Source organism: Rhodoferax sp. (assembly GCF_030646845.1).
GTDB lineage: Bacteria > Pseudomonadota > Gammaproteobacteria > Burkholderiales > Burkholderiaceae_C > Rhodoferax.
This window is the reverse complement of record NZ_JAUSLE010000021.1, coordinates 168,870-194,218: the sequence shown is the minus strand read 5'-3', so window position 1 is coordinate 194,218 and position 25,349 is coordinate 168,870. Positions and strand designations below refer to the sequence as shown.

Annotated in this window: 23 protein-coding genes; 10 read left to right on the top strand and 13 right to left on the bottom strand. The window is 62.2% G+C overall.

The genetic code is table 11. The features are described from left to right. Positions 1-5: 5 nt before the first annotated feature. The 4 genes from Q7T10_RS06055 to Q7T10_RS06040 all read right to left on the bottom strand — a co-directional run bounded on the left by Q7T10_RS06055 (position 6) and on the right by Q7T10_RS06040 (position 6,678). Positions 6-2,894: an aconitate hydratase gene (locus tag Q7T10_RS06055; RefSeq protein ID WP_304746907.1), complete on the bottom strand. Its 2,889-nt coding sequence runs from the start codon at positions 2,892-2,894 to the stop codon at positions 6-8. Positions 2,895-2,963: 69 nt separating this feature from the next. Next, positions 2,964-4,682, bottom strand: a complete 1,719-nt coding sequence (gene ybaL / locus Q7T10_RS06050) for a YbaL family putative K(+) efflux transporter (RefSeq protein WP_304746906.1) — start codon at positions 4,680-4,682, stop codon at positions 2,964-2,966. Positions 4,683-4,731: 49 nt separating this feature from the next. Next, positions 4,732-5,907 carry an FAD-dependent monooxygenase gene (locus tag Q7T10_RS06045; RefSeq protein ID WP_304746905.1) on the bottom strand — a complete coding sequence of 392 codons (1,176 nt, stop codon included), beginning with the start codon at positions 5,905-5,907 and terminating at the stop codon, positions 4,732-4,734. A gap of 12 nt (positions 5,908-5,919) precedes the next feature. Further along, positions 5,920-6,678 (bottom strand): SDR family oxidoreductase, encoded by a 759-nt coding sequence (locus Q7T10_RS06040; RefSeq protein WP_304746904.1) that lies wholly within the window; start codon positions 6,676-6,678, stop codon positions 5,920-5,922. A gap of 157 nt (positions 6,679-6,835) precedes the next feature. Between Q7T10_RS06040 and Q7T10_RS06035 the strand changes: the two genes are divergently transcribed. Next, complete coding sequence (locus Q7T10_RS06035; RefSeq protein ID WP_304746903.1) at positions 6,836-7,726, top strand: dienelactone hydrolase family protein; 891 nt, start codon at positions 6,836-6,838, stop codon at positions 7,724-7,726. A 20-nt stretch (positions 7,727-7,746) separates the two neighbouring features. Here Q7T10_RS06035 and Q7T10_RS06030 read toward each other — a convergent pair whose 3' ends face one another. Both Q7T10_RS06030 and Q7T10_RS06025 read right to left on the bottom strand, forming a co-directional pair. After that, positions 7,747-10,167 (bottom strand): Lon protease family protein, encoded by a 2,421-nt coding sequence (locus Q7T10_RS06030; protein ID WP_304746902.1) that lies wholly within the window; start codon positions 10,165-10,167, stop codon positions 7,747-7,749. A 60-nt stretch (positions 10,168-10,227) separates the two neighbouring features. Beyond that, on the bottom strand, positions 10,228-10,572 hold the full coding sequence (locus Q7T10_RS06025; protein WP_304746901.1) for a hypothetical protein: 345 nt from the start codon (positions 10,570-10,572) through the stop codon (positions 10,228-10,230). Between the two features lie 111 nt (positions 10,573-10,683). Between Q7T10_RS06025 and Q7T10_RS06020 the strand changes: the two genes are divergently transcribed. From Q7T10_RS06020 to Q7T10_RS06010, 3 genes are all read left to right on the top strand, one after another. Further along, positions 10,684-11,673, top strand: coding sequence for an LLM class flavin-dependent oxidoreductase (locus tag Q7T10_RS06020; RefSeq protein WP_304746900.1), 990 nt, complete (start codon positions 10,684-10,686; stop codon positions 11,671-11,673). Positions 11,674-11,698: 25 nt separating this feature from the next. Next, the gene (locus Q7T10_RS06015; RefSeq protein ID WP_304746899.1) at positions 11,699-11,977 is read left to right on the top strand and encodes a DUF4389 domain-containing protein; all 279 of its coding nucleotides are present in this window, start codon (positions 11,699-11,701) and stop codon (positions 11,975-11,977) included. A gap of 127 nt (positions 11,978-12,104) precedes the next feature. Continuing rightward, positions 12,105-12,533: a c-type cytochrome gene (locus Q7T10_RS06010; RefSeq protein ID WP_304746898.1), complete on the top strand. Its 429-nt coding sequence runs from the start codon at positions 12,105-12,107 to the stop codon at positions 12,531-12,533. Positions 12,534-12,547: 14 nt separating this feature from the next. Here Q7T10_RS06010 and Q7T10_RS06005 read toward each other — a convergent pair whose 3' ends face one another. Further along, on the bottom strand, positions 12,548-13,048 hold the full coding sequence (locus Q7T10_RS06005) for a hypothetical protein (protein ID WP_304746897.1): 501 nt from the start codon (positions 13,046-13,048) through the stop codon (positions 12,548-12,550). Positions 13,049-13,120: 72 nt separating this feature from the next. On the opposite strand from Q7T10_RS06005, the gene Q7T10_RS06000 reads away from it, so the two are divergent. The 6 genes from Q7T10_RS06000 (at position 13,121) to Q7T10_RS05975 (ending at position 18,204) form a co-directional block, all read left to right on the top strand. Then, a complete protein-coding gene (locus tag Q7T10_RS06000; protein WP_304746896.1) occupies positions 13,121-13,801 on the top strand; it encodes a DNA alkylation repair protein in 681 nt (226 codons plus the stop codon). A gap of 61 nt (positions 13,802-13,862) precedes the next feature. Then, entirely contained in the window at positions 13,863-15,047 is a 1,185-nt protein-coding gene (locus tag Q7T10_RS05995; protein ID WP_304746895.1) for an alkane 1-monooxygenase, read from the top strand. Further along, positions 14,992-15,552, top strand: coding sequence for an SRPBCC family protein (locus tag Q7T10_RS20810; RefSeq protein WP_370653735.1), 561 nt, complete (start codon positions 14,992-14,994; stop codon positions 15,550-15,552). The genes Q7T10_RS05995 and Q7T10_RS20810 overlap by 56 nt, the downstream gene beginning before the upstream one ends. 270 nt (positions 15,553-15,822) lie before the next feature. Next, positions 15,823-16,524 carry a VIT family protein gene (locus tag Q7T10_RS05985; protein WP_304746893.1) on the top strand — a complete coding sequence of 234 codons (702 nt, stop codon included), beginning with the start codon at positions 15,823-15,825 and terminating at the stop codon, positions 16,522-16,524. Between the two features lie 47 nt (positions 16,525-16,571). Next, positions 16,572-17,519 carry a rhodanese-related sulfurtransferase gene (locus Q7T10_RS05980; RefSeq protein WP_304746892.1) on the top strand — a complete coding sequence of 316 codons (948 nt, stop codon included), beginning with the start codon at positions 16,572-16,574 and terminating at the stop codon, positions 17,517-17,519. 10 nt (positions 17,520-17,529) lie between these two features. Beyond that, the gene (locus Q7T10_RS05975) at positions 17,530-18,204 is read left to right on the top strand and encodes a glutathione S-transferase (protein ID WP_304746891.1); all 675 of its coding nucleotides are present in this window, start codon (positions 17,530-17,532) and stop codon (positions 18,202-18,204) included. Positions 18,205-18,243: 39 nt separating this feature from the next. Here Q7T10_RS05975 and Q7T10_RS05970 read toward each other — a convergent pair whose 3' ends face one another. The 6 genes from Q7T10_RS05970 to Q7T10_RS05945 form a co-directional block, all read right to left on the bottom strand. After that, the gene (locus Q7T10_RS05970; RefSeq protein ID WP_304746890.1) at positions 18,244-19,209 is read right to left on the bottom strand and encodes a nitronate monooxygenase family protein; all 966 of its coding nucleotides are present in this window, start codon (positions 19,207-19,209) and stop codon (positions 18,244-18,246) included. 101 nt (positions 19,210-19,310) lie between these two features. Next, positions 19,311-21,125, bottom strand: a complete 1,815-nt coding sequence (locus Q7T10_RS05965) for an acyl-CoA dehydrogenase (protein ID WP_304746889.1) — start codon at positions 21,123-21,125, stop codon at positions 19,311-19,313. A gap of 102 nt (positions 21,126-21,227) precedes the next feature. After that, entirely contained in the window at positions 21,228-22,160 is a 933-nt protein-coding gene (locus Q7T10_RS05960; RefSeq protein WP_304746888.1) for an electron transfer flavoprotein subunit alpha/FixB family protein, read from the bottom strand. An 11-nt stretch (positions 22,161-22,171) separates the two neighbouring features. Then, complete coding sequence (locus Q7T10_RS05955) at positions 22,172-22,921, bottom strand: electron transfer flavoprotein subunit beta/FixA family protein (RefSeq protein ID WP_304746887.1); 750 nt, start codon at positions 22,919-22,921, stop codon at positions 22,172-22,174. A 197-nt stretch (positions 22,922-23,118) separates the two neighbouring features. Then, complete coding sequence (locus tag Q7T10_RS05950) at positions 23,119-24,384, bottom strand: mechanosensitive ion channel family protein (RefSeq protein ID WP_304746886.1); 1,266 nt, start codon at positions 24,382-24,384, stop codon at positions 23,119-23,121. Continuing rightward, positions 24,377-25,330, bottom strand: coding sequence for a histone deacetylase family protein (locus Q7T10_RS05945; RefSeq protein WP_304746885.1), 954 nt, complete (start codon positions 25,328-25,330; stop codon positions 24,377-24,379). The genes Q7T10_RS05950 and Q7T10_RS05945 overlap by 8 nt, the downstream gene beginning before the upstream one ends. Positions 25,331-25,349 lie beyond the last annotated feature (19 nt).

Here is a 25,349-nt window from a genome sequence, read left to right as displayed (position 1 = left end):
AACCCTCAACCCTGCAGCAACTGCCGCAGTACATACGGCAGAATGCCGCCCGCGCGGTAGTAGTCCACCTCAATGGGGGTGTCGATGCGCAGCAGCACTGTCAGGGAGATGCGGCTGCCGTCGGCACGGGTGACCACCAGCTGCGCGTCGCTCTGCGGGCGCAAATCGGGGTTGGGGAAGATGTCGATGATCTCGTTACCGGTCAGTCCCAGGCTCTGCCAGCTGTCGCCCGAGCGGAACTGCAGCGGCAGCACGCCCATGCCCACCAGGTTGCTGCGGTGGATGCGCTCAAAGCTCTTCGCCACCACGGCCTTGATACCCAACAGCTGGGTGCCCTTGGCGGCCCAGTCGCGGCTGGACCCGGTGCCATATTCCTCACCCGCGAATACCACCGTGGGTCTGCCATGCGCCATGTAGCGGGTGGCAGCGTCAAAGATGGGCATCTTCTCGCCCGCAGCATCGGCGCCCTGGTAGAGCGTGACGCCCCCCTCCTCCCGCGCACCATCGGCCTGGGGTGGAATCATCAGGTTCTTGATCCGCACATTGGCAAAGGTGCCGCGCACCATCACCTCGTGATTGCCGCGCCGCGCGCCATAAGAGTTGAAGTCGGGCTTCTGCACGCCATGCGCCATCAGCCACTGGCCGGCCGGCGAGCTCTCATTGATGGAGCCTGCCGGGGAAATATGGTCCGTGGTGATGGAATCGCCGAACAGCGCCATGATTCGGGCACCGACCACCGATTCAGAGCTATTTGTGCGTCCAGCCCCCGTGGAACCTGCCTGAGTAGCTTCCGTTTTGATAGCAAACGAATTGAAAAACGGCGGCTCCGCAATGTAGGTGCTTTGGGGCCAGGTGTAGGCGGTGCCCGCCACGCCCCTGATTTTCTCCCAAAGTTTCCCCGGCTCGGAGGCGATGCGGGCGTAGTTCTCGCGGAACGCCTTGCCGTTCATGGCGAACTTCATCAGCGCAGCGATTTCGTCGCTGCTGGGCCAGATGTCACCCAGGTAGACATCCCGGCCCCCGGTGCCCTTGCCCACCGGCTCGGTCATCAGGTCGCGCATGACGGTGCCCGCAATCGCGTACGCCACCACCAGCGGCGGGCTGGCCAGGAAGTTGGCTTTCAGGTTGGGGTGAATGCGCGCCTCGAAGTTGCGGTTTCCCGACAGCACGGCCGCGCAGACCAGGTCGTTCTTGTTGATCACATCGTTGAGCTCAGGCGTCAAGTCGCCGGCATTGCCAATGCAGGTGGTGCAGCCATAGCCTGCGAGGGCAAAGCCGAGCTTTTCCAGGTAGGGCAGCAACCCGGTCTGCGTCAGGTACTCGGTGACGATGCGTGAGCCCGGTGCCAGCGAGGTCTTGATGTGCGGCTTGACCTTGAGTCCCGCCTCCACCGCCTTCTTGGCCAGCAGGCCCGCCGCCAGCAACACGCTGGGGTTGGAGGTGTTGGTGCAACTGGTGATGGCTGCGATCAGCACGTCGCCATTGCCGACGGTGATGCCCCGTCCGGTGTGTGCTGGCGCATCCGCGGCGGCCTTGCTCGCCTCCAGCGTCGGGCGGTTGAGCACCATCTCGGCCACGTCGCGGGCGGCGCCGGGTTGCAGCGGTGGCGCCGCTGGCGCTTCGCTGATCGACACGGCCGCGCCCAACGGATAGCGCGTGAGCAGCTTCGCCGCCGGCTGGTTGAAGCCGTTCTCGGCGCTGGGCTGGCTGAACAGATCAGCAAACTGCTGTGCCACCCGCCCCAGCTCGATACGGTCCTGTGGCCGCTTGGGGCCCGCCAGGCTGGGGGTCACGTTGCCCAGGTCCAGCTTGACCACTTGCGAGTAATCAATCTCGCCAGCAAGCGGCACCCCGAACAGGCCCTGCGCTTTGAAGTAGGCCTCGAAAGCCTCGATCTCCCCCCGGGTGCGACCCGTGCCTTTGAAGTAGTCGATGGTCTTTTCATCCACGGGAAAGAAGCCCATGGTGGCGCCATACTCGGGCGCCATATTGGCTATCGTCGCCCGGTCTGGTAGAGCCAGCGTGCGCGTGCCCTCGCCAAAAAACTCCACGAACTTTCCCACTACCTTGTGGCGGCGCAGGGTCTCGGTAACGGTGAGGACCAGGTCGGTCGCGGTCACGCCCTCGCGCAGGCGGCCGCTCAGCTCGAAGCCCACAACATCGGGCGTCAAGAAGTAGACCGGCTGGCCCAGCATGGCCGCCTCGGCCTCGATGCCACCGACACCCCAGCCCAACACACCAATGCCATTGATCATGGTGGTGTGGCTGTCGGTGCCCACCAGCGTGTCGGGGTAGTAAATGCCGTCTTTCGTTTTGTGCACCCCGCGCGCCAGGTACTCCAGATTCACCTGGTGCACGATGCCAAAGCCCGGCGGCACGACGCCAAAGGTATCAAAGGCCTGCATGCCCCACTTCATGAACTCGTAGCGCTCGCGGTTGCGCTGGAATTCCAGCTTCATGTTCAGGTCCAGCGAGTTCTTCTTGCCATAGTGGTCCACCATGATGGAATGGTCCACCACCAGGTCCACCGGCACCAGCGGCTCAATGCGCCGCGGGTCCAGCCCCAGGCGCTGCGCCGTGCTGCGCATCGCGGCCAGATCGGCCAGCAGCGGCACGCCGGTGAAGTCCTGCAGCACCACGCGCGACACCACAAACGGAATCTCCGCCGTGCGCTGCGCCTGCGCCTGCCACCCCGCCACCTGCGCCACGTGCTCTGCCGTCACCTTTTTGCCGTCGCAGTTGCGCAGCACCGATTCCAGCACGATGCGCAGGGACACAGGCAGGCGGTTGATATTGGGAAACTTTCGCGCCAGCGCCGGCAGCGAGTAGAACCGGCCCGCCTTGCCAGAGGCGCAGTGGAAGGTCTTGAGAGTCGAGCGAAAAGCTTGGGGCATGGTGGTCTCCCTGAAGGACATCGATCACCACATTCTGGCAGCATACCTTTGCCCCTGCCATGTCGCGGATCACGCGTGGCCGGGTGCCGTGGCCGCCGGCGGCGCGAAACGTTCCAGAATATGGCTCGTCATGCCTTTGGCCAACTCTTCCTCGCCATAGAAGACCATGCCAATTCCCTCGCTGCGCAACAACAGTGATTCGTCCTCACTGTGCGTGCGCACTATGATTTCGATACCCGGGTTGAGTGCGCGCGCGGTGACAGCCATTTGCCGGGCGTTGAGCGTATCGGGCGTGGCGACGACCAGCATGGCGGCGTCAGCAATGTGCGCCTGAATCAGCACCGCCGGATCGGCGGCGTTCCCTGAAACAGCAACCAGCCCTTCATGGCGCAAGGCCTCGACCAGCTCGCGGTTCTGCTCCGCGACCACATAGGGGATGCCACGGGCATCCAGCGCCTTGGCAATGCGTCGCCCCACCCGGCCATAGCCCACCAGAACGACTTGCCCTTCAAGGTACTTGCGCTCGGTGCTCGTGAGCAATTCTGCATAGGGGTCCTGTCGCTGCTCCAGGCGACGGGCCAGTTCCGAGTGTTTGAGCACCCAGCGCCGCAAGGGCTCGATGGCGGCAAACAGGAAGGGATTCAACGCAATCGAGATCAACGCGCCGGCCAGTACCAGACTCATGCCTTCGGCCGGCAGCAAGCCGAGCGACAGACCCAGGCCGGCCAGGATGAAGGAGAACTCCCCGATCTGCGCCAGACTGGCCGCGACGGTCAAGGCCGTATTGAGCGGGTAGCGAAACGCGATGACCAGTATTGCCGCCGCAAGTGATTTGCCAAGAATGATGATGGCAATCACACCGAGCACGCGCAGGGGCTGTTCGATCAGGATCGCGGGGTCGAACAACATGCCCACCGATACGAAAAACAGCACCGAGAAGGCATCGCGCAGCGGCAAGGACTCTTGCGCGGCACGGTGGCTGTACTCGGATTCGCGCATCACCGTGCCAGCAAAGAAGGCACCCAGCGCAAAGGAAACGCTGAACAGCGCCGATGCACCGTAGGCGATACCAATCGCTGTCGCAATCACGGCCAGGGTGAACAGTTCGCGTGAGCCGGTGCGCGCCACCTGCCACAACATCCAGGGCAACAGGCGGCGCCCGACAATGAGCATCAGGGCGATGAAGGCCGAAACCTGCAACAGCGTTTGTCCGATCGTGATCCAGAGCGGTCTGGCGTCTGCAACCAGTCCTGTGGAGCCGCCAAGCACCCCTGCGAGCGGAGGCAGCAGCACCAGAACCAGTACGGTCGCCAGATCTTCAACCACCAGCCAGCCAACGGCGATCCGCCCGTTCATGGAATCGAGCACGCCCCGGGCTTCGAGCGCCTTGAGCAGCACCACGGTACTCGCGCAGGACAGCGACAGCCCGAAAATCAGCCCACCCCCCAAACCCCATCCCCACCACCAGGCCAGCGCCATGCCCAGAGCCGTCGCCAGCCCCATTTGCACGACAGCACCGGGAACGGCAATGCGCTTGACTGCCAGCAAGTCCTTGAGCGAGAAATGGAGGCCGACACCGAACATCAACAGCATGACGCCGATCTCCGACAACTGCGAGGCAATATGCACGTCAGCCACGAAACCAGGCGTCGCGGGACCAATGAGAATGCCTGCAACCAGGTAGCCGACCAGCGCCGGCACCTTGACCCGCTCCGCAAGGAAGCCGAGGATCAAGGCAACGCCAAAGCCTGCAGCAATGGTCGTGATCAAAGAGATGTTGTGGTCCATTCAGTTCCTCCGGGTAGACCGCCAAAAAGGGATGTAAGACAAGGCGGCGTCACACACCGCGATAGAGCCAGGGCATGTCCAGCAAGCGCTCGCCCAGCAGTTTCATTGCTGCATCGCGCCCCCAGCGCACGACCCCGCCGGCATGAAAGATCTGGCCATTGCGAATGGCCCCGGCCTGCACCCTCGCATTGCGTTGCCAGCGGCGCCCGGCATACAGGCGCAATGCGGCAGGCACGTCCAGGCTTTCGGTCGCCAGGGCGCGTCCCAGTTCATCGGCATCTTCGATCGCCATACCGGCACCCTGTGCCAGATAGGGCAGCATGGGGTGCGCCGCGTCGCCCAGCAGCGCGACCCGGCCGTGCGCCTGCTCATTGGCGGCGCGCATCGGCGGGCGGATGCTCAGTGCCCACAAACGCCAGTGGTCAATGGCGTCAATCAGATCGATCAGGGGCGCGCAGGTCGCCGCCATGGCGCTTCTCAAGCGGGCCGGGTTGGCGCTGTGGTCCCAGTTCTCGACATCGCCATGCATCTGGCCATGCACGATCGCCACCACATTGAGCCACTCGCCACCGCGTACCGGGTACTGCACGACGTGCATCCGGGGCCCGAGCCAGGCGGTCACTTGCTGCGACCGCAATCGTTCGGGCAGACTGCTCTGCGGTACCAGGGCCCGGTAGGCCAGATGCCCCGTGGTCCGGGGTGCGCCGTCGTTCAGCAACTGATCGCGCACCCGGCTCCACAGGCCGTCCGCGCCCACCAGGACGTCACCCTTGACCTCGCGGCCATCGGCCGCATGAAGCGTCACACCTTCGGCCTGCTGCATGAAACGGTCTACCGGACTGGCCAGGTTCAACTGCACGGCGGCCTGCGGCTTCAAGGCCGCGAGCAGCAAGCCATGCAGATCGGCACGGTGAATCGTCGCATACGGTGACCCATATCGCGCCATTGCCACCGCGCCGAGACGCAAGACACCCAACTCGGCACCGGACAGGGCACTGCGCACCTGCAAGCGGTCCGGAAATGCCGCCACGCCTGCCAGCCCATCCTTCAAGCCCCAGCCATGCAAAATCTTCACCACATTGGGGCCGAGCTGAATACCCGCCCCGACCTCCGTGAATTCGCGGGCGCGTTCAAACAGCTCGACCTGAGCCCCCGCCCGAGCGCAGGCCAGCGCCGCCGCCAGGCCGCCAATTCCGCCGCCAACAATCAGAGTCCGCCTAGACATACGCGCTGGTTCTCATCGAAGTTTCGCAATCACGCCGGTTGGCACAATGGCCATGAGGCGCGCCACCACAGCCCACGGCCAGCGCGGCACCGTGGCGCGTTCGACCTTTTTTTCGATCAAGTCGACCAGCAATTTGCCGCCCTTCTCCACCGGAATGACAAAGGGCCGACTTTTCGCACCCCGGTTCAGGGGCGTGTCGATGAAGCCAGGCGAGAGCGTCGTAATGCGAATCGGGCTTGTGTGAGTCTCCGCCCGAAGGGACTCCAGGTACGTGGTGACCGCCGCCTTGGAGGCCCCATAGACGCCGCCAGCGGGCATGCCACGAAACGCGGCGACCGAGCTGATGCCAACCAGGTGTCCATGACCCTGCTCACGAAAATGGTACATGGCAGCCTCCACCGTCGCCATGAACCCGGTCACATTGGTATTGACGGTTTCCCGCACTTTGGCAAACGGCAGCTTGCCAATGTAGCCATGGTGGCCAATGCCCGCGTTGGCCACGACGATGTCCAGTGAACCCATCAGGGCGCGGGTCTCGGCAAATACCCGAGTAACAGAAGCATCGTCGGTCACATCGAGGTCCGCCACAAACACCTCGCCGCCGCCGTTTCTTTCCAGTTCGGCCTTCAGTTCCTGGAGCGCATCCAGACGGCGGGCGGTGAGCGCCAGCCGGTAGCCGCGCCGGGAAAACTCGATCGCCATCTGGCGGCCCAAGCCGGACGAGGCACCGGTGATGAACACGCTTTGTCCAGCGCCTGCTTGAAGACTCATGATGCTTACCTGCTTGTTGCTGACAGTATTTGTCAAAGAATCAGATGATTGTGCATTCGTTTGGGTTCGTGTTAACCCCACTGTTCATGCCGTCTTGTGCGCCGGCATTGCGAGCCTCGCGTGGCATCGCTATGCTGCATTTTTTTGGAAGCACCCCATGAAACGAAAAACTGCGCAAGACTTTGACCAGGAACTGCTGATTCTCTTTGACGCCTATGTGCACGGCAGTATTGACCGCCGCGGCTTTCTGGAAGGCGCCCAGAAATTTGCGGTGGCGGGCATGACAGCCGGTATGCTGCTCAGCGCGCTCAGTCCGAAATTTGCGCAGGCACAACAGGTGCCACCGAACGATGGGCGACTCAAGACCGAGCGTGTTCAATACCCTTCGCCCACCGGCACAGGCACGGTCAAAGGCTATCTGGCTCGCCCGGCAAATGCGAGCGGCCAATTGCCCGGCGTGCTGGTGATCCATGAAAATCGCGGCCTCAATCCGCACATTGAAGACATCGTGCGGCGCCTGGCGCTGGACAATTTCATGGCCTTCGCGCCCGATGCACTGACGCCGCTGGGCGGTTATCCCGGCGACGAAGACAAGGCACGCGAACTCTTTGCCAAACTCGACCAGAAGAAAACCAGTGAAGATTTTGTGGCGGCGAGCAGCTACCTGAAAAACCGGGCAGACTGCAGCGGCAAAATTGGGGCCGTCGGGTTTTGCTACGGTGGCGGCGTGGCTCACATGCTGAGCACGCGCCTGCCTGACCTCGACGCCGCCGTGTCCTTCTATGGCAACCATCCCGCCGCCGAAGACGCCGCCAAAGTCAAGGCCCCGCTGCTCATCCACTTTGCCGGCGTCGACGAGCGCATCAACGCCGCCTGGCCTGCCTATGAAGCCGCGCTCAAGGCAGCAGCGGTGCGCTATGCGGCGCATCAATATCCCGGCACCCAGCACGGCTTCAACAACGACACCACGCCACGCTTTGACGCCGCCAGCGCCAAACTCGCCTGGGACCGCACGCTGGCGTTCTTCAACCAGACCCTGCGCGGCTGACTGGCGTCAATGGGTGTCAATCAGCGCAGACGCTTGCGGGGCACCTTCGTGTGGCTCGCCACCTGGCAGGCGCGGCGGTAGGCCTGCAGCGTTTCTTGGGCTCGGCCCAGCACGCTGTCCGGCGCATACTCGCCTTCCGCGCCCGCCATGCCCGATGGGCATCCAGTGAGCAGTTCCATGCCGTCGCTCACGTGCTCTGCCGTGTAGATATGGAATAGACCTTTGCTGACGGCAGCCACGACCTTGCTTTCCAGCATCAGGTAACGCCGGTTGCGCTGGGGAATCAGCACGCCCTGCGTGCCATCGAGCCCGGCCGTTTCGCAGATCCGAAAGTAGCCTTCTATTTTTTCGTTGATCCCGCCTACCGGCAACACTTCACCATGCTGGTTGACCGCACCCGTTACTGCGATGCCTTGTTTCAGGGGCAAGCCCGAAAGCGAAGACAGGACCGCATAGAACTCGGCGCACGACGCCGAATCTCCCTCGACGCCCATGTATTCCTGTTCAAACACGATGGCGGCATTGAGCGCCAACGGCGCAATATGGGCGAACAGTGCCGACAGGTAGCTGTGCAATATGAGAACGCCCTTGTCGTGGATGGGGCCGGACATCTCCACCTCACGCTCGATGTTGAGCAAACCCTCGTTGCCGGCATACGTGCGCGCCGTCACCCGCACCGGAAAACCAAAGCGGTAGTCCCCCAGATCGATCTGTGTCAGGCCGTTGATCTGGCCCGTTTTCGAGCCATGCAGACTGATCAGCCGGTCACCGTCAGTGACAGATTCCTGCAGGCGCTGGTCAGGGTAGTCATGGCGCCGGGTTTGCGCCTGCAATGCGGTCTCAACATCGGCCGCCTCCACCAGGGTGCCGGCGCGGGCGCGGCACACGGCAGCGCTCTCCATCACCAGGCCTTCGGCGTGTGAAAAAATCGCGCTCTGGCGCGTCTGGTCATCCACCTGACGGTGCGAGTCCTCCAGCAGGCGTACCACGGCGGCGACGGAAAAATGCGGCAGTCCCAATCGTCTGCAGGTATGCGCCACAAAGACGGCCGAAGCACCGTAGGTTTGGGCATTGGCCGAAAAGCTCTCGGCAAAGTCCACCTTGACCCGAAAACGCCGGGCAAACTCCGGGTCGGCCTCCTGCAATTCATAGTACTGTTCGGTGGAGCCAATCAGGACAATCTTGACCTCCACATCCACCGCCTCGGGCTCCAGCGACACTGACGCAATCGGTGCAATGACCGTACTCGGCTCTTCGATCTGCAGTCTGCCGGTGCGCAAGAAGCGCCGCAGCTTTTCCCACACCAATTCATCGGTCAGCAGGTCGCGCAAATGCAGCATCAGAAAGCCGCCATGCGCCTTGAGCAGACTGCCGGCCCGGATGCGGGAGAAATCCGTCAACAACACGTCTTCTTCCGGCTGGTACTCAACGCTGCCAAACAGCGATCGGAACGACGGATTGTTCTCGATGATCACCGGCGCCCCCGCCAGCGCCTCGTTGTCCACCAGCAGGTTCACCCGGTAGCGGGACAGGACATCCGCCAGTTCCTCTTGCCGAAGCTCTTCGTCGACATCGGACACCCTGAACAACTCCAGGTTGTCCAGCACGTCGTGCATGACCTGCTCCAGGTAGGCCCCGAGCTTGACCGAGTCCTTGATCTGCTTCTTCAAGCCGACCCGGATTTCCTGAATTTCCCGGTCCAGCAGCGGCTTGATCACCTGGCGGCGCAGCGCGGCCATGCCTTCATTCATGACCCGCTCCATGGGCCTCGTCTTGTCCAGATAGCGGGTGATTTCCTCCCGCAATTCCTGCTCGGCCTGCTCAACCTGGGTACGTCGCTCCTTGGGCAAAGAGCGCGCCTCCGCTTCGGTCAGTGCATTGCCTTTTTCACCCAGCAAGGTAAATACCAGATGACCGTTCTCGCGGTACAGGGCAAAACTGCGGGTTTCTGCAAAGGCGGCGAGTTCAGCATAGGCCTTGGCTTCTTCGAGCTTGTAGCTGTTCTCAATGCGCTCGCTGTCGGACTTGAAATCCTGGCCATCCAGACGCTGGGGAATTTCCTTCTGCAGTGTCTTGCACATCTGCACCATGAGCTGGCGGAGCAAACGACCCTGGCCGGGTGGCATGCGCAGCGCGCGCGGTTTTTCTGGTGCGTCAAAGTTGTGCAGGTAACACAAATCCGGCGGCACCGCCTTGCTGACAGCCACCGCCTGCATGACCTGCTGCAGCAACGATGATCGCCCGCTGCCCACCTCACCCAGGACAAACAGGTTGTAGTCGGGCTGATCCATGCCCAGACCAAAGCGCGCCGCGGCTTCCGCCCGCTCCTGCCCAATCCAGGGCAGCGGGAGTTGCAGCAACTCGGAGGTGTCGGAGAAGCCGAGCGATACAGGATCGATGGTGACGCGAAGCTGGCCAGAAGCCAGGCTGGAAATAGGCATTTTCGTGATCCGTTAGACAGGTTTCATAAATTTCGTGGCCTCGATGGGGTCCAGGTCTTGTCAAGCCTGCCAGACGCCATAGCCAGCAGCACGTAGCGCAATCCCCAGCTCCACCTCCATGTCGCGTGCGCCTTCATAGGGCATGGGGTTGTACATGGCATACAGCGGGGGCAGCAAGCGCAGGCCCCACTTGCGCACAAACACATTACTCTGAATGCCTGCCATGTGTTTGTCAAAACGCACATCCGGGTCAAGACCCGTCATGCCCACGTAGACAAAGGGTTTGCCCAGCTGGTAGTCGGGGTTGGCATTGCGAAAGCGGCCCACGTTCCATACTTCGTCGGACAACTCGACCACGTACACATGGTAATGATGACTTCGGGGAATGCGTCTGAGCGTCGCCACAGTTGCCGGGATGAATGGGTTTTAATGCTGCATTGTCAACCCGAATCGTGCAGATCACCGTGCTGCGCGATCGGTGCTTGTGATTCTATTGAACGACTCCATCTAGATCCAATGATTCCATTTTCTGTTCTCGACCTCTCCCCCATCGTGCAGGGCGGCGATGCTGCGCAGTCTTTTCGCAACAGCCTGGACCTGGCCCAGCACGCTGAACGCTGGGGCTACCAGCGTTACTGGCTGGCCGAGCATCACGGCATGCCGGGTATCGCCAGCGCCGCGACCTCGGTATTGATGGGATATGTGGCCGGTGGCACGTCCACCATTCGGGTCGGCGCAGGCGGCGTCATGCTGCCCAACCATTCGCCGCTGGTCATTGCCGAACAGTTTGGCACGCTGGAATCGCTGTACCCCGACCGCATTGACCTCGGACTGGGCCGGGCGCCCGGCTCGGACCAGATCACCGCACGCGCCCTGCGCCGCAACCTGGCATCCGACGCCGATGAATTCCCCCGCGATGTCGTCGAACTGATGGATTACTTCTCCGCGGAATCAAGAAACCCGGTGCGCGCAGTGCCGGGCCAGGGCCTGAACGTGCCCATCTGGATTTTGGGCTCCAGCCTGTTTGGCGCAGAACTGGCCGCCATGCTGGGTCTGCCCTACGCCTTTGCGTCGCATTTTGCGCCGCAGCAAATGATGCAGGCCATTGCGTTGTACCGGGCCAACTTTCGTCCGTCGGCGCGGCTGGCGAAGCCCTATGTGATGCTGGGCTTCAATGTGTTCGCGGCCGATAGCGACGAAGAAGCGGCATTTCGGGCCACCTCGATGCAGCAGGCCTTTGTGAACCTGCGCAGCGGGCGCCCGGCCCGCCTGCCACCGCCCGTGGCCGATTACCCCAATCGGGTCGGTCCTGCAGAGCGCGCCTTGCTGGACAGTGTGCTGTCCTGCTCTGCCATCGGGGCACCTCGCACCGTGCGCGCCAGCTTGAACGCGTTCATTGAGCGCACCGGCGCCGATGAACTCATGATCACCTCGCAAATATATGACCATGCGCAGCGGCTGCGTTCGTATGAGATCACCTCCGGGCTGTTTTCCTCAGCGCCATGAACTTTCTTTTTTGAGGGGAATGACCATGAATGAGCAACCCATCTCTTCCGCACCCACTCGCAACATCTGGATGCGGGGTCTCCTGATGATCCTGATGGCCCTGGCCTACCAGTTGGCCAGCACACTGCTGGCTTGCGTGGCCATCATCCAGTTTGTGCTGGCGCTGCTCAGCGACGCGCCCAATTCGCGCCTGATGGCATTTGGCCGCAGTCTGGGGCGCTACCAGGGCCAGATTGCCAACTTCGTCAGCTTCGCCACCGAAGACCCCCCATTTCCATTCACCGACTGGCCCCCGGGCGACTAGTCGAAGCCGCCGTTTCGTTGCGAATAGTCAATCTTCATTCTGTTGATCCGCTTACAGTTTCCATGCGTTGCGAGCACCCGCCGCATGGCACCTGTCATTGTGCAGTTCAATAACCAGGAGAGAGAAGATGAAGTATTCATATTCCGCGAAGATACCGGCGTCCTTGATCGCGCTCACGCTGCTCAGTGGCGTAGCCTTTGCGCAGACGACCAAGGTTGACCTCGGCAAACGGGAGTTCGACTCAAGTTGCGCCGTCTGTCATGGCACCTCCGGCAAAGGAAACGGCCCCTATCTGGAAATGTTGCGACGCAGCCCGCCGGATCTGACGACCTTGGCCAAGAGCAATGGCGGAGTGTTTCCGATGAACCGCGTGTACGAATCCATTGAGGGGGCCAACATCGCCAGTCATGGGACGCGCGACATGCCCATATGGGGGAACGACTACCGCATCCAGGCGGCAGAGTACTACTTCGATGTACCGTACAACCCTGAGGCCTATGTGCGCTCGCGCGTCCTCGCACTTGTTGAGTACATCAATCGACTGCAAGTGCGCTGAGCAAGAGCGGGCCTTTACAGCAGCAATGAGCCGAAATGGCGCGCGAAGGCCTGCGTGGTCTCCGCGCTCAGTCGTTGGCCGATAAAAATCTCCACGCCGCGCAGCAGTTTGCGCAGTTCGGCGGGGCTGCTACAGCGGTCAATGGCCTCGCAAATGGGCAGGCCTGCGGCACCCAGTCGATCCGACACGAAGCGTGACGCTTCGTCCCGCACCTTTTCGAATTCCTGCGGGCAGGTTGCCGCCCGGCGCGGCTCAGTCGCATCGACTGGCGCTGCGGCGAAACCGGGCGCTGCGGGCAACTGCAGGGGCGCGACGAAATCCGTCGACTCGATCAGTCCTTCACGCAGAAGGTGCTCCAGTGCCACCTCCAATTCGCCGACCCGCACAAAAGCCCCCAGATCGTTGACCGACTTCTTGCCATCGACCACGATCAGAACACGCCGCTGCACTGCACTCAGGGCACGACTGCGTCCGGCAACCTCAGCCCGGCCACTGTCCGTCTTGATATACGTCATTCCTGGGTTCATCATCCTGCTTTTTTCTGGTCATCCCTTAGGGTAATTATGCGTTCTCCACGCGATGCGACCATGACCCGCCTGAGCGACGCGCTCGCTCTGCTGCAACGAGGTGCCCGCCCTGCCGAACTGGCTGGTATGGCGCGATTTGGCATTGCCATTGAGCAGCGCCTGGGCTTGTCCATGCCGGCGATGCGCCGCATCGCCAAAACCCTGGGCCACGACCATGCGCTGGCTCTCGCGTTGTGGGACACCGGCATCCCTGATGCCCGAATCGTGGCCGGCATGGTGGCCGAGCCCGCCAGATTGACATCGCGGCAGATGGATGCCTGGGCCGAGGGTTTTCGGTCCTGGGACGTTTGCGACCAGGTCTGCGGCAGCGCCTTCCTGAGCTCTCCGCTGGCCTGGCGCAAGGTGCCGGAATGGGCCACGCACCCCGGCGAATTTGTGCGCCGCGCGGCATTTTCGCTGCTGGCCACCCTGGCCGTGCATGACAAAGAGGCCAGCGACGAACGCTTTACGGCGGCCCTGTCCCTGATCGAAGCAGCGGCCGGGGACGAACGCAACTATGTCAGGAAGGCCGTGAACTGGGCGCTGCGCAATATCGGCAAGCGCAGCCCAACACTCAACACGGCGGCCATTGCCGCCGCAAAGCGCATTCAGCAGCAGGGCTCGCGGTCTGCGCGCTGGATTGCGGCCGATGCATTGCGTGAACTCACCAGCCAGGCGGTGCTGACCCGGCTGCAGCATTGACACAACGCCAATTTTGCGCGCAGTTGATCAATAATGCCGACAATCCAGCAGGAGAACGAACATGACGAAGCTTTATGCCGCAGTCGATCCACACCTTGGGCGCACCGAATACCGCGACCGAAAGCGGTGGTGGTGGCTGCTGTCAGTTGTCTTTCCGCTGCTCCCCTTTGTCGGGATAGCGGCGCATGCAGCCAGCGGCCTCCAAATCGCGCTGGGCCTGCCACTCGTCATCAGCTACGGCCTCATGCCGTTGCTGGACTACCTGATCGGCGAAGACCAGAACAATCCGCCTGAGGCCGTTGTGCCGCAACTGGAGGAAGACCGCTATTACAGGTGGTTGACCTGGGCCACCGTGCCACTTCACTTTGTCGCGCTGATCGGTTGCGCATGGTGGGTCGGCACCCATTCACTGTCATGGTGGGCGATCCTCATTTTCGCCTATGTGGCGGGTACGGATTCGGGCCTGGGCATCAACACCGGCCATGAACTCGGGCACAAGCACAACCGGATCGAGCAATGGCTGGCGCGCCTGGTTCTGGCGGTGCCAGCCTACGGCCATTTCACGGTTGAGCACGGGCGCGGCCACCATCGCTGGGTCTCCACACCTGAAGATCACGCCAGCTCGCGCATGGGCGAGAGCATCTATCGCTTCGCCCTTCGGGAGTTGCCCGGCGGCATCCGCCGCGCCTGGCAACTGGAGAAGGAGCGCCTCGCCAAGGAGCACAAATCCGTATGGAGCGTGCACAACACCATGCTCCAGTCTTACGCCGTCACGGCGGTGCTGCAACTGGGCCTGATCTTCGCATTCGGATGGGTCATGCTGCCATTCCTGGCCGTGCACAACGTGGTTGCCTGGTGGCAACTGACGTCGGCCAACTACGTCGAACACTATGGACTGCTGCGCGACCGCCTGGCAAACGGCAAGTATGAAACCCCCAAACCGCACCATTCGTGGAACACCAACCACCTGGTCACCAATCTGGCAACCTTCCATCTGCAACGGCATTCAGACCATCACGCCTATCCGTCGCGCCGCTACCAGTCATTGCGTCACTTCGAGCAGTTGCCGCAACTGCCGAGCGGCTACTTTGGCATGTTTCCCCTTGCCTACGTGCCGCCCCTGTGGTTCAAGGTCATGGACCCCCGGCTATTGGCGTTATCGCATGTGAGGGGCGATCTCGACCGCGTCAATGTCGATCCCCGCTGCCGCGAGCAGATCTACGCGCGATACTCAGCAATCACGTAACGCCGCAGCACCCGCTCTTTGCGGCAGGCAACGCCTGCGGCATCCATCACATCAAGCCTCTGAAGATACGATGTTCACTGTTTCAATCTCAGAAAAAATTGGGCGCCCGCCGGAAGCTGTCTTTGCATTCGCGGGAGACTATGCGAACGACCCTTTGTGGCGCAAAGGCGTTCTGGCCATGTCGTACGAATCAAGCGGCCCTCCCGGCATCGGCACCCGCACACGAGAAACCATGCGCAGCATGGGACGCACGGCCGTCACAGTGGCAGAGGTCACGGAATACTCGTCCTTTCGCACGGCTTTTCGCAGTCTGTCAGGCCCGGTTCCATGCGATGGAACTCGCGAGTTTGTTGCCAGCGGCACTGGCACGGTATTCACATACTCCTTGACGCTTCGTCCTGTCGGCTTCCTTCGCCTGCTTGAGCCAATTCTCAAGTTCGTATTCCTTAAGCAGGTGCGCACTGATCTCCGAAGGTTGAAGCTTCATCTTGAAGCACAAGCATGAAGCTGCCATGGCTCGCCCCTGACGCCAGGCGTTGTGCGTCTGGGGTACTTGCGTGATCATTCGAGGCGAACAACCGCAGGCCCGCACTGGTGTGCGCGCTGTGAACGCTGCCGCCTTCGAGACAGTCGCCGAGGCCAATCTTGTCGACGCACTGCGATTCGGCGCAGTGCTCGTCCGCGGTACAGGCGCCGGAGTACCAGGTCATGCTGGCCCCAAGGCGACAATCGCTGGCAGTCTTCAACTCTCCCTGGCCCACAACCGCATTCCACCATGAAAACATTTCGCCGCCACACTGAACGCCACCGAACGGATCGCATTGGGTGGCTGCGCGCTGCCGTACTCGGCGCCAACGACGGCATTGTTTCGACTGCCAGTCTGGTGGTCGGCGTCGCGGCTGCCAGTGCCAGCCACGCCGACATTCTGGTGACCGGTATCGCAGGGCTCGTGGCCGGCGCCATGTCGATGGCGGCGGGTGAATATGTCTCAGTGCATTCGCAGTCAGATACCGAGACCGCCGACCTGTCACGCGAGCGCGCCGAGCTGGAGGCGGATCCCGCCGCGGAACGCCGCGAGTTGGCGGCCATCTATGTCGCACGTGGGCTTGAGTCCGGCCTGGCGCAGCAGGTGGCTGAGCAACTGATGCAACACGATGCCCTCGGCGCCCACGCGCGCGATGAACTCGGCATCTCCGAGACCCTTAGCGCCCGGCCAATTCAGGCCGCATTGGCGTCGGCGGCCAGCTTTGCGGTCGGTGCCGCGCTGCCGCTGGCAGTAACGGCGTTGGCGCCCGAAACGAGTCTGATTGCCTGGGTGTCCGGCACGTCGCTGGTGTTCCTGGCCTTGTTGGGCGCCGTCGCCGCACGGGTCGGCGGCGCAGGCGTTCTGGTTGGCGCATGGCGGGTCACCTTCTGGGGGGCGCTCGCGATGGCCATCACGGCGGCTGTCGGCAAGCTGTTTGGTGCGGTCGTTTGATGCCGCGGCACAAGGGTGTCTCTTCCAACTGAAGCGAAAATGGGGGCATGACTGACTTTCTGACCGCCGCCTTCTACAAATTCGTCGAACTGCCCGACTTCGCTGAACTCAAAGCGCCGCTGCTCGCCTGCTGCGAAGCCAACGATGTCAAAGGCATCATCCTGCTGGCCACCGAGGGCATCAACAGCACCATTGCCGGGCCGGCGGCAGGCGTGCATGCCGTGCTGGCGTATCTGCGGCGTGACCCGCGCCTGGCGGATCTGCAGCACAAGGAAGCCTGGTCAACCAAATCACCGTTCTACCGGATGAAAGTGCGACTCAAGCGCGAGATCGTCACCATGGGCGTGCCCGGCATCAGCCCGACCCGCATGGCGGGCACCTATGTCAAACCGGAAGACTGGAACGCGCTGATCAGCGACCCCGAAGTGGTGGTGGTGGACACCCGTAACGACTACGAGGTGGGCATCGGTACCTTCGCCGGGGCGCTTGACCCGGATATCAAGAGCTTTGCCAAACTGCCCGAGTGGGTGGCGCAAGCGCCTGCCCTGAATCCGGCCTCCGGCAAGAAACCGAAGGTCGCGATGTTTTGCACCGGTGGCATCCGCTGCGAAAAATCCACAGCGCTGTTGCGTGCACAGGGTTTTGACGAGGTCTACCACCTGGAGGGCGGCATCCTGAAATACCTGGAAACAGTGCCCGAGGCGCAGAGCCTGTGGCAGGGCCAGTGTTTTGTGTTTGACGAACGGGTGTCCGTGGGCCACGGCCTGGTGCCGGGGCATCACGGCCTGTGCCGGGCCTGTCGGCAACCGCTGGATGATGCCGACCTGGCGTCTCCCCTGTTTGAGGCCGGCGTGAGCTGCCCCAAATGCCACGCCACCACCAGCGAAACTCAGAAAAATAGCGCCCGCGAACGCCAGCGCCAGTGGGAACTGGCCAAGGCGCGGGGCGACCAGGCCCCTATTGGCGTGCGGCTGCCACGGCCTGCCGCGCCATAGCACAACCAGCATGACGCCAGCGCCCTACCCGGTCCTCTATTCCTTTCGCCGTTGCCCCTACGCGATGCGGGCGCGCCTGGCCTTGCTCGCCAGCGGCCAGGTCTGCGAGTTGCGTGAAGTGGTGCTGGCCCGCAAGCCAGCGGCCCTGCTGGAGGCATCAGCCAAAGGGACGGTGCCGGTATTGGTGCTGCCCGATGGGCAGGTGGTGGACCAAAGCCTGGACATCATGTTGTGGGCCTTGCGCCGCAACGATCCCCTGCACTGGCTGCCTGCGAACAGTGATGCGTTGATGGATGCACGTCAACTGGTGGCGCGCTGCGACGGCGAATTCAAGTTTCATCTGGACCGCTACAAGTACCCCAACCGGCACGGCGTGGCCGAAGCCGCTGCGCATCGAACCCAAGGCGCTGTGTACTTGGGCGACCTCAACACGCGGCTGACTGCGCATCGTCATTTGCTAGGTGAGCCAGAGAGCCTGGCGGACGTGGCGATCGTCCCCTTCGTGCGCCAGTTTGCGCACACCGACCCGGCCTGGTTTGCCAGCCAGCCGTGGTCCGCATTGGCATCCTGGCTTGGCACATTTGAGAACTCGCCTATCTACCAGCAGGTGATGACGAAGTATGGGCCGTGGGAGCCGGGGCAGCCGCCTGTGCTCTTTCCCGAACCGCCAGTTGCTATGATTTAAGTAGCTACACCCGCATATTCTGCGGGGGCTACAGCCAAATCAGGCGTAATTCATCGCCAGCAAGCGTTCCCGCGCCTGGGCGTACTCGCGCTTGAGCTGGGCCACAAAATCAGCGGCGCTCTGAACCTTGTTGACGGCGCCAATGCCCTGGCCGCAACCCCAGATGTCTTTCCAGGCTTTGGACTTGTCGCCACCAAAGTTCATCTTGCTGGGGTCGCTGACCGGCAGGTTGTCGGGGTCCATGCCGGCGTTGCGGATGCTGGGCGCCAGGTAGTTGCCGTGCACCCCGGTAAAGAGGTTGCTGTAGACGATATCGTCCGAACTGCTGTCGACAATCGCCTGTTTGTAGTCCTCTGCTGCCCGCGCTTCTTCGGTGGCGATGAAAGCCGAGCCGATGTAGGCAAAGTCAGCGCCCATGGCCTGCGCGGCCAGCACGGCGTCGCCGGTGGAGATGGCACCGCTGAGTGCCACCGGACCGTCAAACCACTGGCGGATTTCCTGGATCAGCGCAAACGGGCTCTTCACGCCGGCATGGCCCCCAGCGCCCGCAGCCACGGCGATGAGGCCGTCAGCGCCCTTCTCGATCGCCTTGCGGGCGTGTTTGTTGTTGATGACGTCATGCAGCACCACACCGCCATACGAGTGGGCAGCGGCGTTGATGTCTTCACGCGCGCCCAGGCTGGTGATGATGATGGGCACCTTGTACTTGACGCACATCGCCATGTCGTGCTCCAGCCGGTCATTGCTCTTGTGCACGATCTGGTTGATGGCAAAGGGCGCGGCGGGTTTGTCAGGGTTGGCCTTGTTGTAGGCGGCCAGCGCCCCGGTGATTTCGATCAGCCACTCTTCGAGCTGCTCTGCCGGGCGGGCGTTGAGCGCGGGCATGGAGCCCACCACGCCGGCAATGCACTGGGCAATGACCAGCTTGGGGTTGCTGATGATGAACAGCGGGGAGCCGATCACAGGGAAAGGCAGATGGTTCAGGGGTGCGGGCAGCTTGGACATGAAATCTCCGTAAGAATCCAAATATTATTGGACAAATAGGCCTCTAGCCCTTGTCAATCGGGCGACAGCAGCTATCAAATTAATAGCGAGCTGGAAAGCGGTCAGAACGCATCCAGCGCCAGCGCGGTCACGCTGTCAGCGCCTTCGATGATGGCGTCCCGCACGCCCGGGGCCTTGGTCAACAGGTGGTCCGCATAGAAGCGTGCCGTGATGATCTTGGCCTTCATGAAGGGGGCATCCACGCCTTGCGCGAGCTCGTCTTGCGCCACCAGGAGCGCGCGGGCCAACTGCCAGCCAGCCATCAGATTCCCGGCCAGCATGAGGTAAGGCACGCTGCCGGCAAAGACGGCGTTGGGGCTGGCCTTTGCGGCACCTTCAGGGGCCTTGGCAAGCCCGCCCGCCACAAAGTTCACGACATCGACGAAGGCCTCGCGGGCCACCTTCAGGCGCTTCGCCACAGCCAGTGCGTCGGCGCTGCCGCTCTTGAGCAACAAGCCTTCGGTTGCCTCAATCTGCGCGGCCAGGGCCCTGGCCGTCTGGCCGCCGTCACGCGCCGTCTTGCGTCCCACCAGGTCATTGGCCTGGATGGCAGTGGTGCCTTCGTAGATGGTGAGAATTTTGGCGTCGCGGTAATACTGGGCCGCGCCGGTTTCTTCGATGAAGCCCATGCCGCCGTGCACCTGCACGCCCAGCGAGGTGACCTCCAGGCTCATCTCGGTGCTGTAGCCCTTGATCAGCGGCACCATGAATTCATAGAAAGCCTGGTTCTGCTTGCGCGTCTCGGCATCCGGGTGATTGTGCGCGGCGTCAAAGGCCGCGGCACCTACAGTGGCCATGGCGCGGCATCCCTCGGTGTAGGCCCGCATGGTCATCAACATGCGCTTCACATCCGGGTGATGGATGATGGGGCCGCTGGTGGGCAGCGAGCCATCGACGGGACGGCTTTGCACCCGGTCCTTGGCAAAAGTCACCGCCTTTTGATAAGCGCGCTCGGCAATGGCAATGCCCTGCACACCGACGCCAAAGCGGGCGGCGTTCATCATGATGAACATATACTCCAGGCCGCGGTTTTCCTCGCCCACGAGGTAACCGATGGCGCCGCCGTGGTCGCCATATTGCAGCACCGCGGTCGGGCTGGCCTTGATGCCCATCTTGTGCTCGATGCTGACGCAATGCACGTCGTTGCGCGCACCGAGTGAGCCGTCCTTGTTCACCATGAATTTGGGTACCACAAACAGGCTGATGCCCTTGACGCCTTCCGGTGCGCCGGTAACGCGGGCCAGCACCAGATGGACGAGGTTCTCGGCCATGTCGTGCTCACCCCAGGTGATGAAGATCTTGGTGCCGAACACCTTGTAGCTGCCGTCAGCCTGCGGCTCGGCACGGCTGCGCACGGCGGCCAGGTCACTGCCGGCCTGGGGCTCGGTCAGGTTCATGGTGCCAGTCCATTTGCCGCTCACCAGGTTCTCAAGATAAGTCGCCTTGAGCTCGTCGGAACCCGCAGTCAACAACGCCTCAATGGCGCCGTCGGTCAGCAGCGGGCACAGGGCAAAACTCATGTTGGCCGAGTTCTGCATTTCACCGCACGCCGCGCCGATGGTCTTGGGCAAACCCTGGCCGCCAAAATCCACCGGGTGCTGCAGGCCTTGCCAGCCGCCTTGGGCAAACTGTTCGAAAGCTTCCTTGAAGCCGGGCGTTGCCGTGACCACGCCATCCTTCCAGCTCGACGGATTCTTGTCGCCCTCCCAGTTCAGCGGGCTCAACACGCCCTCATTGAACTTGGCCGCTTCTTCCAGCACCGCTTGCGCGGTCTCGAAACCGGCATCTTCAAAGCCTGGCAACTGCGCTATTCTGTCAATGTAGGCCAGATGCTTGATGTTGAACAGCATGTCTTTGAGGGGGGCAACGTAACTCATGTCGAGTCTCCAAAAGGGAAAACAAAAGTGCGCAACGGCACTGGTTCAGGCATTGGCGCGAAAAAAAAGGGCATCGCAAGCGATGCCCTTTTTCTTGTTGGCTTACAGCGCAGCAATCAGTTCGGGCACCGCCACGAACAAATCCGCTTCCAGCCCATAGTCGGCCACCGAGAAGATCGGCGCTTCCGGATCCTTGTTGATCGCCACGATGACCTTGGAGTCCTTCATGCCGGCCAGATGCTGGATGGCACCGCTGATGCCCACCGCCACATACAACTGCGGCGCGACGATCTTGCCGGTCTGGCCCACTTGCCAGTCGTTGGGCGCATAGCCGGCGTCCACCGCCGCCCGCGATGCGCCCATGGCGGCACCGAGCTTGTCGGCCAGCGGCGTTATGACTTCCATGAACTTCTCGCTGGAACCCAGGGCACGGCCACCGCTGACGATGATCTTGGCGGCGGTCAACTCGGGGCGATCGTTCTTGGCGATCTCGCTGCCCATGAAGGTGACTTGGGCGCTGGCTGCCAAAGCGGCCACGCTTTCCACGGCGGCCGAGCCACCGCTGGCGGGCGCGGCGTCAAAGCCGGTGGTGCGCACCGTGATGACCTTGATGGCGTCGGTGCTTTGCACCGTGGCAATGGCGTTGCCGGCATAGATCGGGCGCTCGAAGGTGTCGGGACTGTCGACTTTGGTGACGTCAGAGATCTGGCCGACATCGAGCTTGGCAGCGACGCGGGGGGCAATGTTCTTGCCCGAGGCGGTGGCGGGAAACAGGATGTGGCTGTAGTTCGAGGCCACGCCAAGAATCTGCGCCGCCATGTTCTCGGCCAGGCCATGGGCCAGGCCGTCGTGGTCGATGTGCAGCACCTTGGCCACGCCGGCAATTTGCGCGGCAGCGGCCGCCGCCGCACCGGCATTGGCACCGGCCACCAGCACATGGACCTCGCCGCCGCACTGCAGGGCGGCGGTCACGGTGTTGAGGGTGGCGCCCTTGATGGACGCGTTGTCGTGTTCAGCAATAACTAGTGATGTCATGGTGGTGCTCCTCAGATGACCTTGGCTTCGTTCTTGAGTTTGGCCACCAGGGTGGCAACGTCTGGCACCTTGATGCCGGCGCTGCGCTTGGGCGGCTCCATGACCTTGAGGGTCTTGATGCGGGGTGACACGTCAACACCGAGGTCTTCGGGCTTGAAGATGTCGAGCTGCTTTTTCTTGGCCTTCATGATGTTGGGCAGCGTCACATAACGCGGCTCGTTCAGGCGCAAATCGGTGGTGATCACGGCGGGCAGGCTGATGGAGAGGGTCTCCAGGCCGCCGTCGACTTCACGCGTGACGGAAGCTTTGCCGTCCACCACTTCGACCTTGCTGGCGAAGGTGGCTTGCGGCAGGTCGGCCAGGGCGGCCAGCATCTGGCCAGTCTGGTTGCAGTCGTCGTCAATGGCCTGCTTGCCCAGGATCACCAGGCCGGGCTGTTCCTTGTCGACCAGTGCCTTGAGCAGCTTGGCCACCGCCAGTGGCTGCAGTTCTTCGGTGGTTTCAACCAGAATGGCGCGGTCGGCACCAATGGCCATGGCGGTGCGCAAGGTTTCCTGGCATTGCGTGACGCCGCAGGAGACGGCGATGACCTCGGTCACCACGCCTTTTTCCTTCAGGCGCACGGCTTCTTCAATGGCGATCTCGTCAAAAGGGTTCATGCTCATTTTGACGTTGGCGATATCTACACCGGTGTTGTCCGACTTGACGCGGACCTTCACGTTGTAGTCCACCACGCGCTTGACTGCGACCAGGACTTTCATTGCTATGACTCCAGATAGTTACGAATTCGGCGATTTTCTTTACGTGCACGTCAACTTGAATTGACGTGCACGTCAACCCGGAGATTCTATGCTGTGTTACCTGTCAGCCTCGTCATCCTCACGACAGTCAGCCATCAGGACACAAAATAGTACGACCGTGCTTTTTTCAAATTATACCTGCATGAAAACCGGCTTCCTCACGCCGCACGGGTGTGAACGACGCGCTGCGGATACGGAATCTCGATATGGTTCTCACGCAAAGACTTGAGAATGTCCAGATTGATCAACGATCTCAAGTTGTCGCTGCCATTCTCGGGATCGGCAATCCAGAAACCCACTTTGAACTCCAGCCCGTCGACACCAAAGGCGACGAGGTTGACGGAAGGACCCGGGTCCCGCAGCACACGCGCCTGATTCAGTGCGGCCTGCGTCAACAGGCTCATCACCAGGTCCACGTCGCTTTCGTAGCCAACCGAGACCACGGAAAACAGCCACACGCGCGAATCCGCCAGCGACAGATTTTCCACGCGGGTCGTGATCAGCAACTCATTGGGGACAATCGACTCACGGCCAGCCAGCGAGCGGATCAGTGTGTAACGGGCATTGATCTGCGTGACGATGCCCTCAAAATTGTCCACCCTCACGTTGTCACCGATGCGCATGCTGCGTTCGGCCAGAATGACGAATCCACTGACATAGTTGGCCGCCAGCTTCTGCAAGCCAAAACCGACCCCAACCCCGATCGCGCCGCCAAGAACAGAGAAGGCAGTCAAGTCAATGCCGACTGCCGATACGGCCAGCATCAGGCCGACGAACATCAGCAAGGCTCGCGTAGCGTTGCTCGCCGCTTTGCGCAAGGACAATTCACCCCCGGTGGCTGAGCGCAGCAGACGCGTCTCAATGGCCGACGAAATCCACAGGGTGACGATCAGCATGGCGCCCGCGGTCAGGGCGCCCTCGATCATCGTGCGCACCGACATTTTGGAGCCGCCCACCTTCCAGACAATCTGGTCCAACTCCTCCAGAACCACCGGCAGCAACCCGCTGACCCACAACACCATGGCCAGCCACGCGACCCAGGAAATGGTTCGCTCCAGAACACGCACCAGCGGCCTGTCCATGAACGCTGCCTGCAGCACCTTGACCCCCAGGCGGATGACCAGCAGGGAAATCAGAACCGGCATGGCAATCTTGAAAACTGCCAGTGGGACCCAGCTCACCAACAGGGCGCGCGCCAAATAGGCCAGGCACACCAGCAGCAGGGGAAACAACACCCCGTCCACAATGCGTTTGCCAAACATGATGGAGGCGGAACTGCGCGAACCCACGGTCCGGCAGACCAGCGCGGCGACAGCCCAGGCGATCACGGCGCATGAGGCCAGGGCCCCCAGTTCGATCAGGGCGGCGGGTTGGGTCAGGGACGCTATCCAGGCATCAAGGTCAGGGACGCGGGTCTCAGACATCGGCCAGTACCCGGATATGCGCCTCCACACTGCGTCCCAGCGCACTCAGGGAATAACCGCCTTCCAGACAGGACACGATGCGCCCCTTGGCGTGACGCCGGGCGACGTCCATGATGCGATGGGTGATCCAGGCGTAATCCTGCTCCACCAAGCCCATCTGACCCATGTCGTCTTCGCGGTGCGCGTCAAAGCCGGCGCTGATGAAGATCATTTCAGGGCGGAAAGCCTCCAGACGCGGGATCCAGATGCTCTCGATGAGGTCCCTCACATCCATGCCCTTGGTGTAGGCCGGCACCGGCAGATTGACCAGGTTGCTGGCATTGGAATGGGTGTGGTCCAGGGGATAGAACGGATGCTGGTAAAAGCTCACCATGAGGATGCGCTGATCGCCGCCCACGATGTCTTCCGTGCCGTTGCCGTGGTGTACGTCAAAGTCTACGATCGCCACCCGCTTCAAGCCGTGGCGCTCCAGGGCGTACTTGGCGGCAATCGCGACATTGTTGAAAAAGCAGAAGCCCATCGCCTTGTCGCGGCAGGCATGATGACCCGGCGGACGGACAGCGCAAAAAGCGTTCTGCAACTCACCGGCGATCACGGCATCGGTGGCAGCCAGCGCGGCGCCTGCGGCACGCAGGGCCGCGTCCCAGGTGTCGACGTTGAGCGAGGTGTCCGGGTCGACCTGGGCATGGGTCGGGCCACCGGCTTCAATCTCTTCCCGCAGAACATCGCTCAATCCCCTGATGGAAGCGACGTGCATGCGGCCATGCGCCAGTTCGATATCGGTCAGGGGTGCCAGCGGGGCTTCGCGCCGGTCCAGGGCAACATCCAGCCCGGAGATGAGGATGCGGTCTTCAATGGCATCCAGCCGCTCCGGACATTCGGGGTGCCCCGCGCCCATTTCATGTTTCCAGCAATCGCGGTGGGTAAAGTATCCGGTCATAGTCACAGTGCAGCCCTGCCTCATA

Bases quoted from the DNA above. Each gene is read 5' to 3' on its own strand.
- Q7T10_RS06055 (WP_304746907.1), bottom strand. From the start codon at position 2,894: ATGCCCCAAGCTTTTCGCTCGACTCTCAAGACCTTCCACTGCGCCTCT.
- ybaL (WP_304746906.1), bottom strand. From the start codon at position 4,682: ATGGACCACAACATCTCTTTGATCACGACCATTGCTGCAGGCTTTGGC.
- Q7T10_RS06045 (WP_304746905.1), bottom strand. From the start codon at position 5,907: ATGTCTAGGCGGACTCTGATTGTTGGCGGCGGAATTGGCGGCCTGGCG.
- Q7T10_RS06040 (WP_304746904.1), bottom strand. From the start codon at position 6,678: ATGAGTCTTCAAGCAGGCGCTGGACAAAGCGTGTTCATCACCGGTGCC.
- Q7T10_RS06035 (WP_304746903.1), top strand. From the start codon at position 6,836: ATGAAACGAAAAACTGCGCAAGACTTTGACCAGGAACTGCTGATTCTC.
- Q7T10_RS06030 (WP_304746902.1), bottom strand. From the start codon at position 10,167: ATGCCTATTTCCAGCCTGGCTTCTGGCCAGCTTCGCGTCACCATCGAT.
- Q7T10_RS06020 (WP_304746900.1), top strand. From the start codon at position 10,684: ATGATTCCATTTTCTGTTCTCGACCTCTCCCCCATCGTGCAGGGCGGC.
- Q7T10_RS06015 (WP_304746899.1), top strand. From the start codon at position 11,699: ATGAATGAGCAACCCATCTCTTCCGCACCCACTCGCAACATCTGGATG.
- Q7T10_RS06010 (WP_304746898.1), top strand. From the start codon at position 12,105: ATGAAGTATTCATATTCCGCGAAGATACCGGCGTCCTTGATCGCGCTC.
- Q7T10_RS06005 (WP_304746897.1), bottom strand. From the start codon at position 13,048: ATGACGTATATCAAGACGGACAGTGGCCGGGCTGAGGTTGCCGGACGC.
- Q7T10_RS06000 (WP_304746896.1), top strand. From the start codon at position 13,121: ATGACCCGCCTGAGCGACGCGCTCGCTCTGCTGCAACGAGGTGCCCGC.
- Q7T10_RS05995 (WP_304746895.1), top strand. From the start codon at position 13,863: ATGACGAAGCTTTATGCCGCAGTCGATCCACACCTTGGGCGCACCGAA.
- Q7T10_RS20810 (WP_370653735.1), top strand. From the start codon at position 14,992: ATGTCGATCCCCGCTGCCGCGAGCAGATCTACGCGCGATACTCAGCAA.
- Q7T10_RS05985 (WP_304746893.1), top strand. From the start codon at position 15,823: ATGAAAACATTTCGCCGCCACACTGAACGCCACCGAACGGATCGCATT.
- Q7T10_RS05980 (WP_304746892.1), top strand. From the start codon at position 16,572: ATGACTGACTTTCTGACCGCCGCCTTCTACAAATTCGTCGAACTGCCC.
- Q7T10_RS05975 (WP_304746891.1), top strand. From the start codon at position 17,530: ATGACGCCAGCGCCCTACCCGGTCCTCTATTCCTTTCGCCGTTGCCCC.
- Q7T10_RS05970 (WP_304746890.1), bottom strand. From the start codon at position 19,209: ATGTCCAAGCTGCCCGCACCCCTGAACCATCTGCCTTTCCCTGTGATC.
- Q7T10_RS05965 (WP_304746889.1), bottom strand. From the start codon at position 21,125: ATGAGTTACGTTGCCCCCCTCAAAGACATGCTGTTCAACATCAAGCAT.
- Q7T10_RS05960 (WP_304746888.1), bottom strand. From the start codon at position 22,160: ATGACATCACTAGTTATTGCTGAACACGACAACGCGTCCATCAAGGGC.
- Q7T10_RS05955 (WP_304746887.1), bottom strand. From the start codon at position 22,921: ATGAAAGTCCTGGTCGCAGTCAAGCGCGTGGTGGACTACAACGTGAAG.
- Q7T10_RS05950 (WP_304746886.1), bottom strand. From the start codon at position 24,384: ATGTCTGAGACCCGCGTCCCTGACCTTGATGCCTGGATAGCGTCCCTG.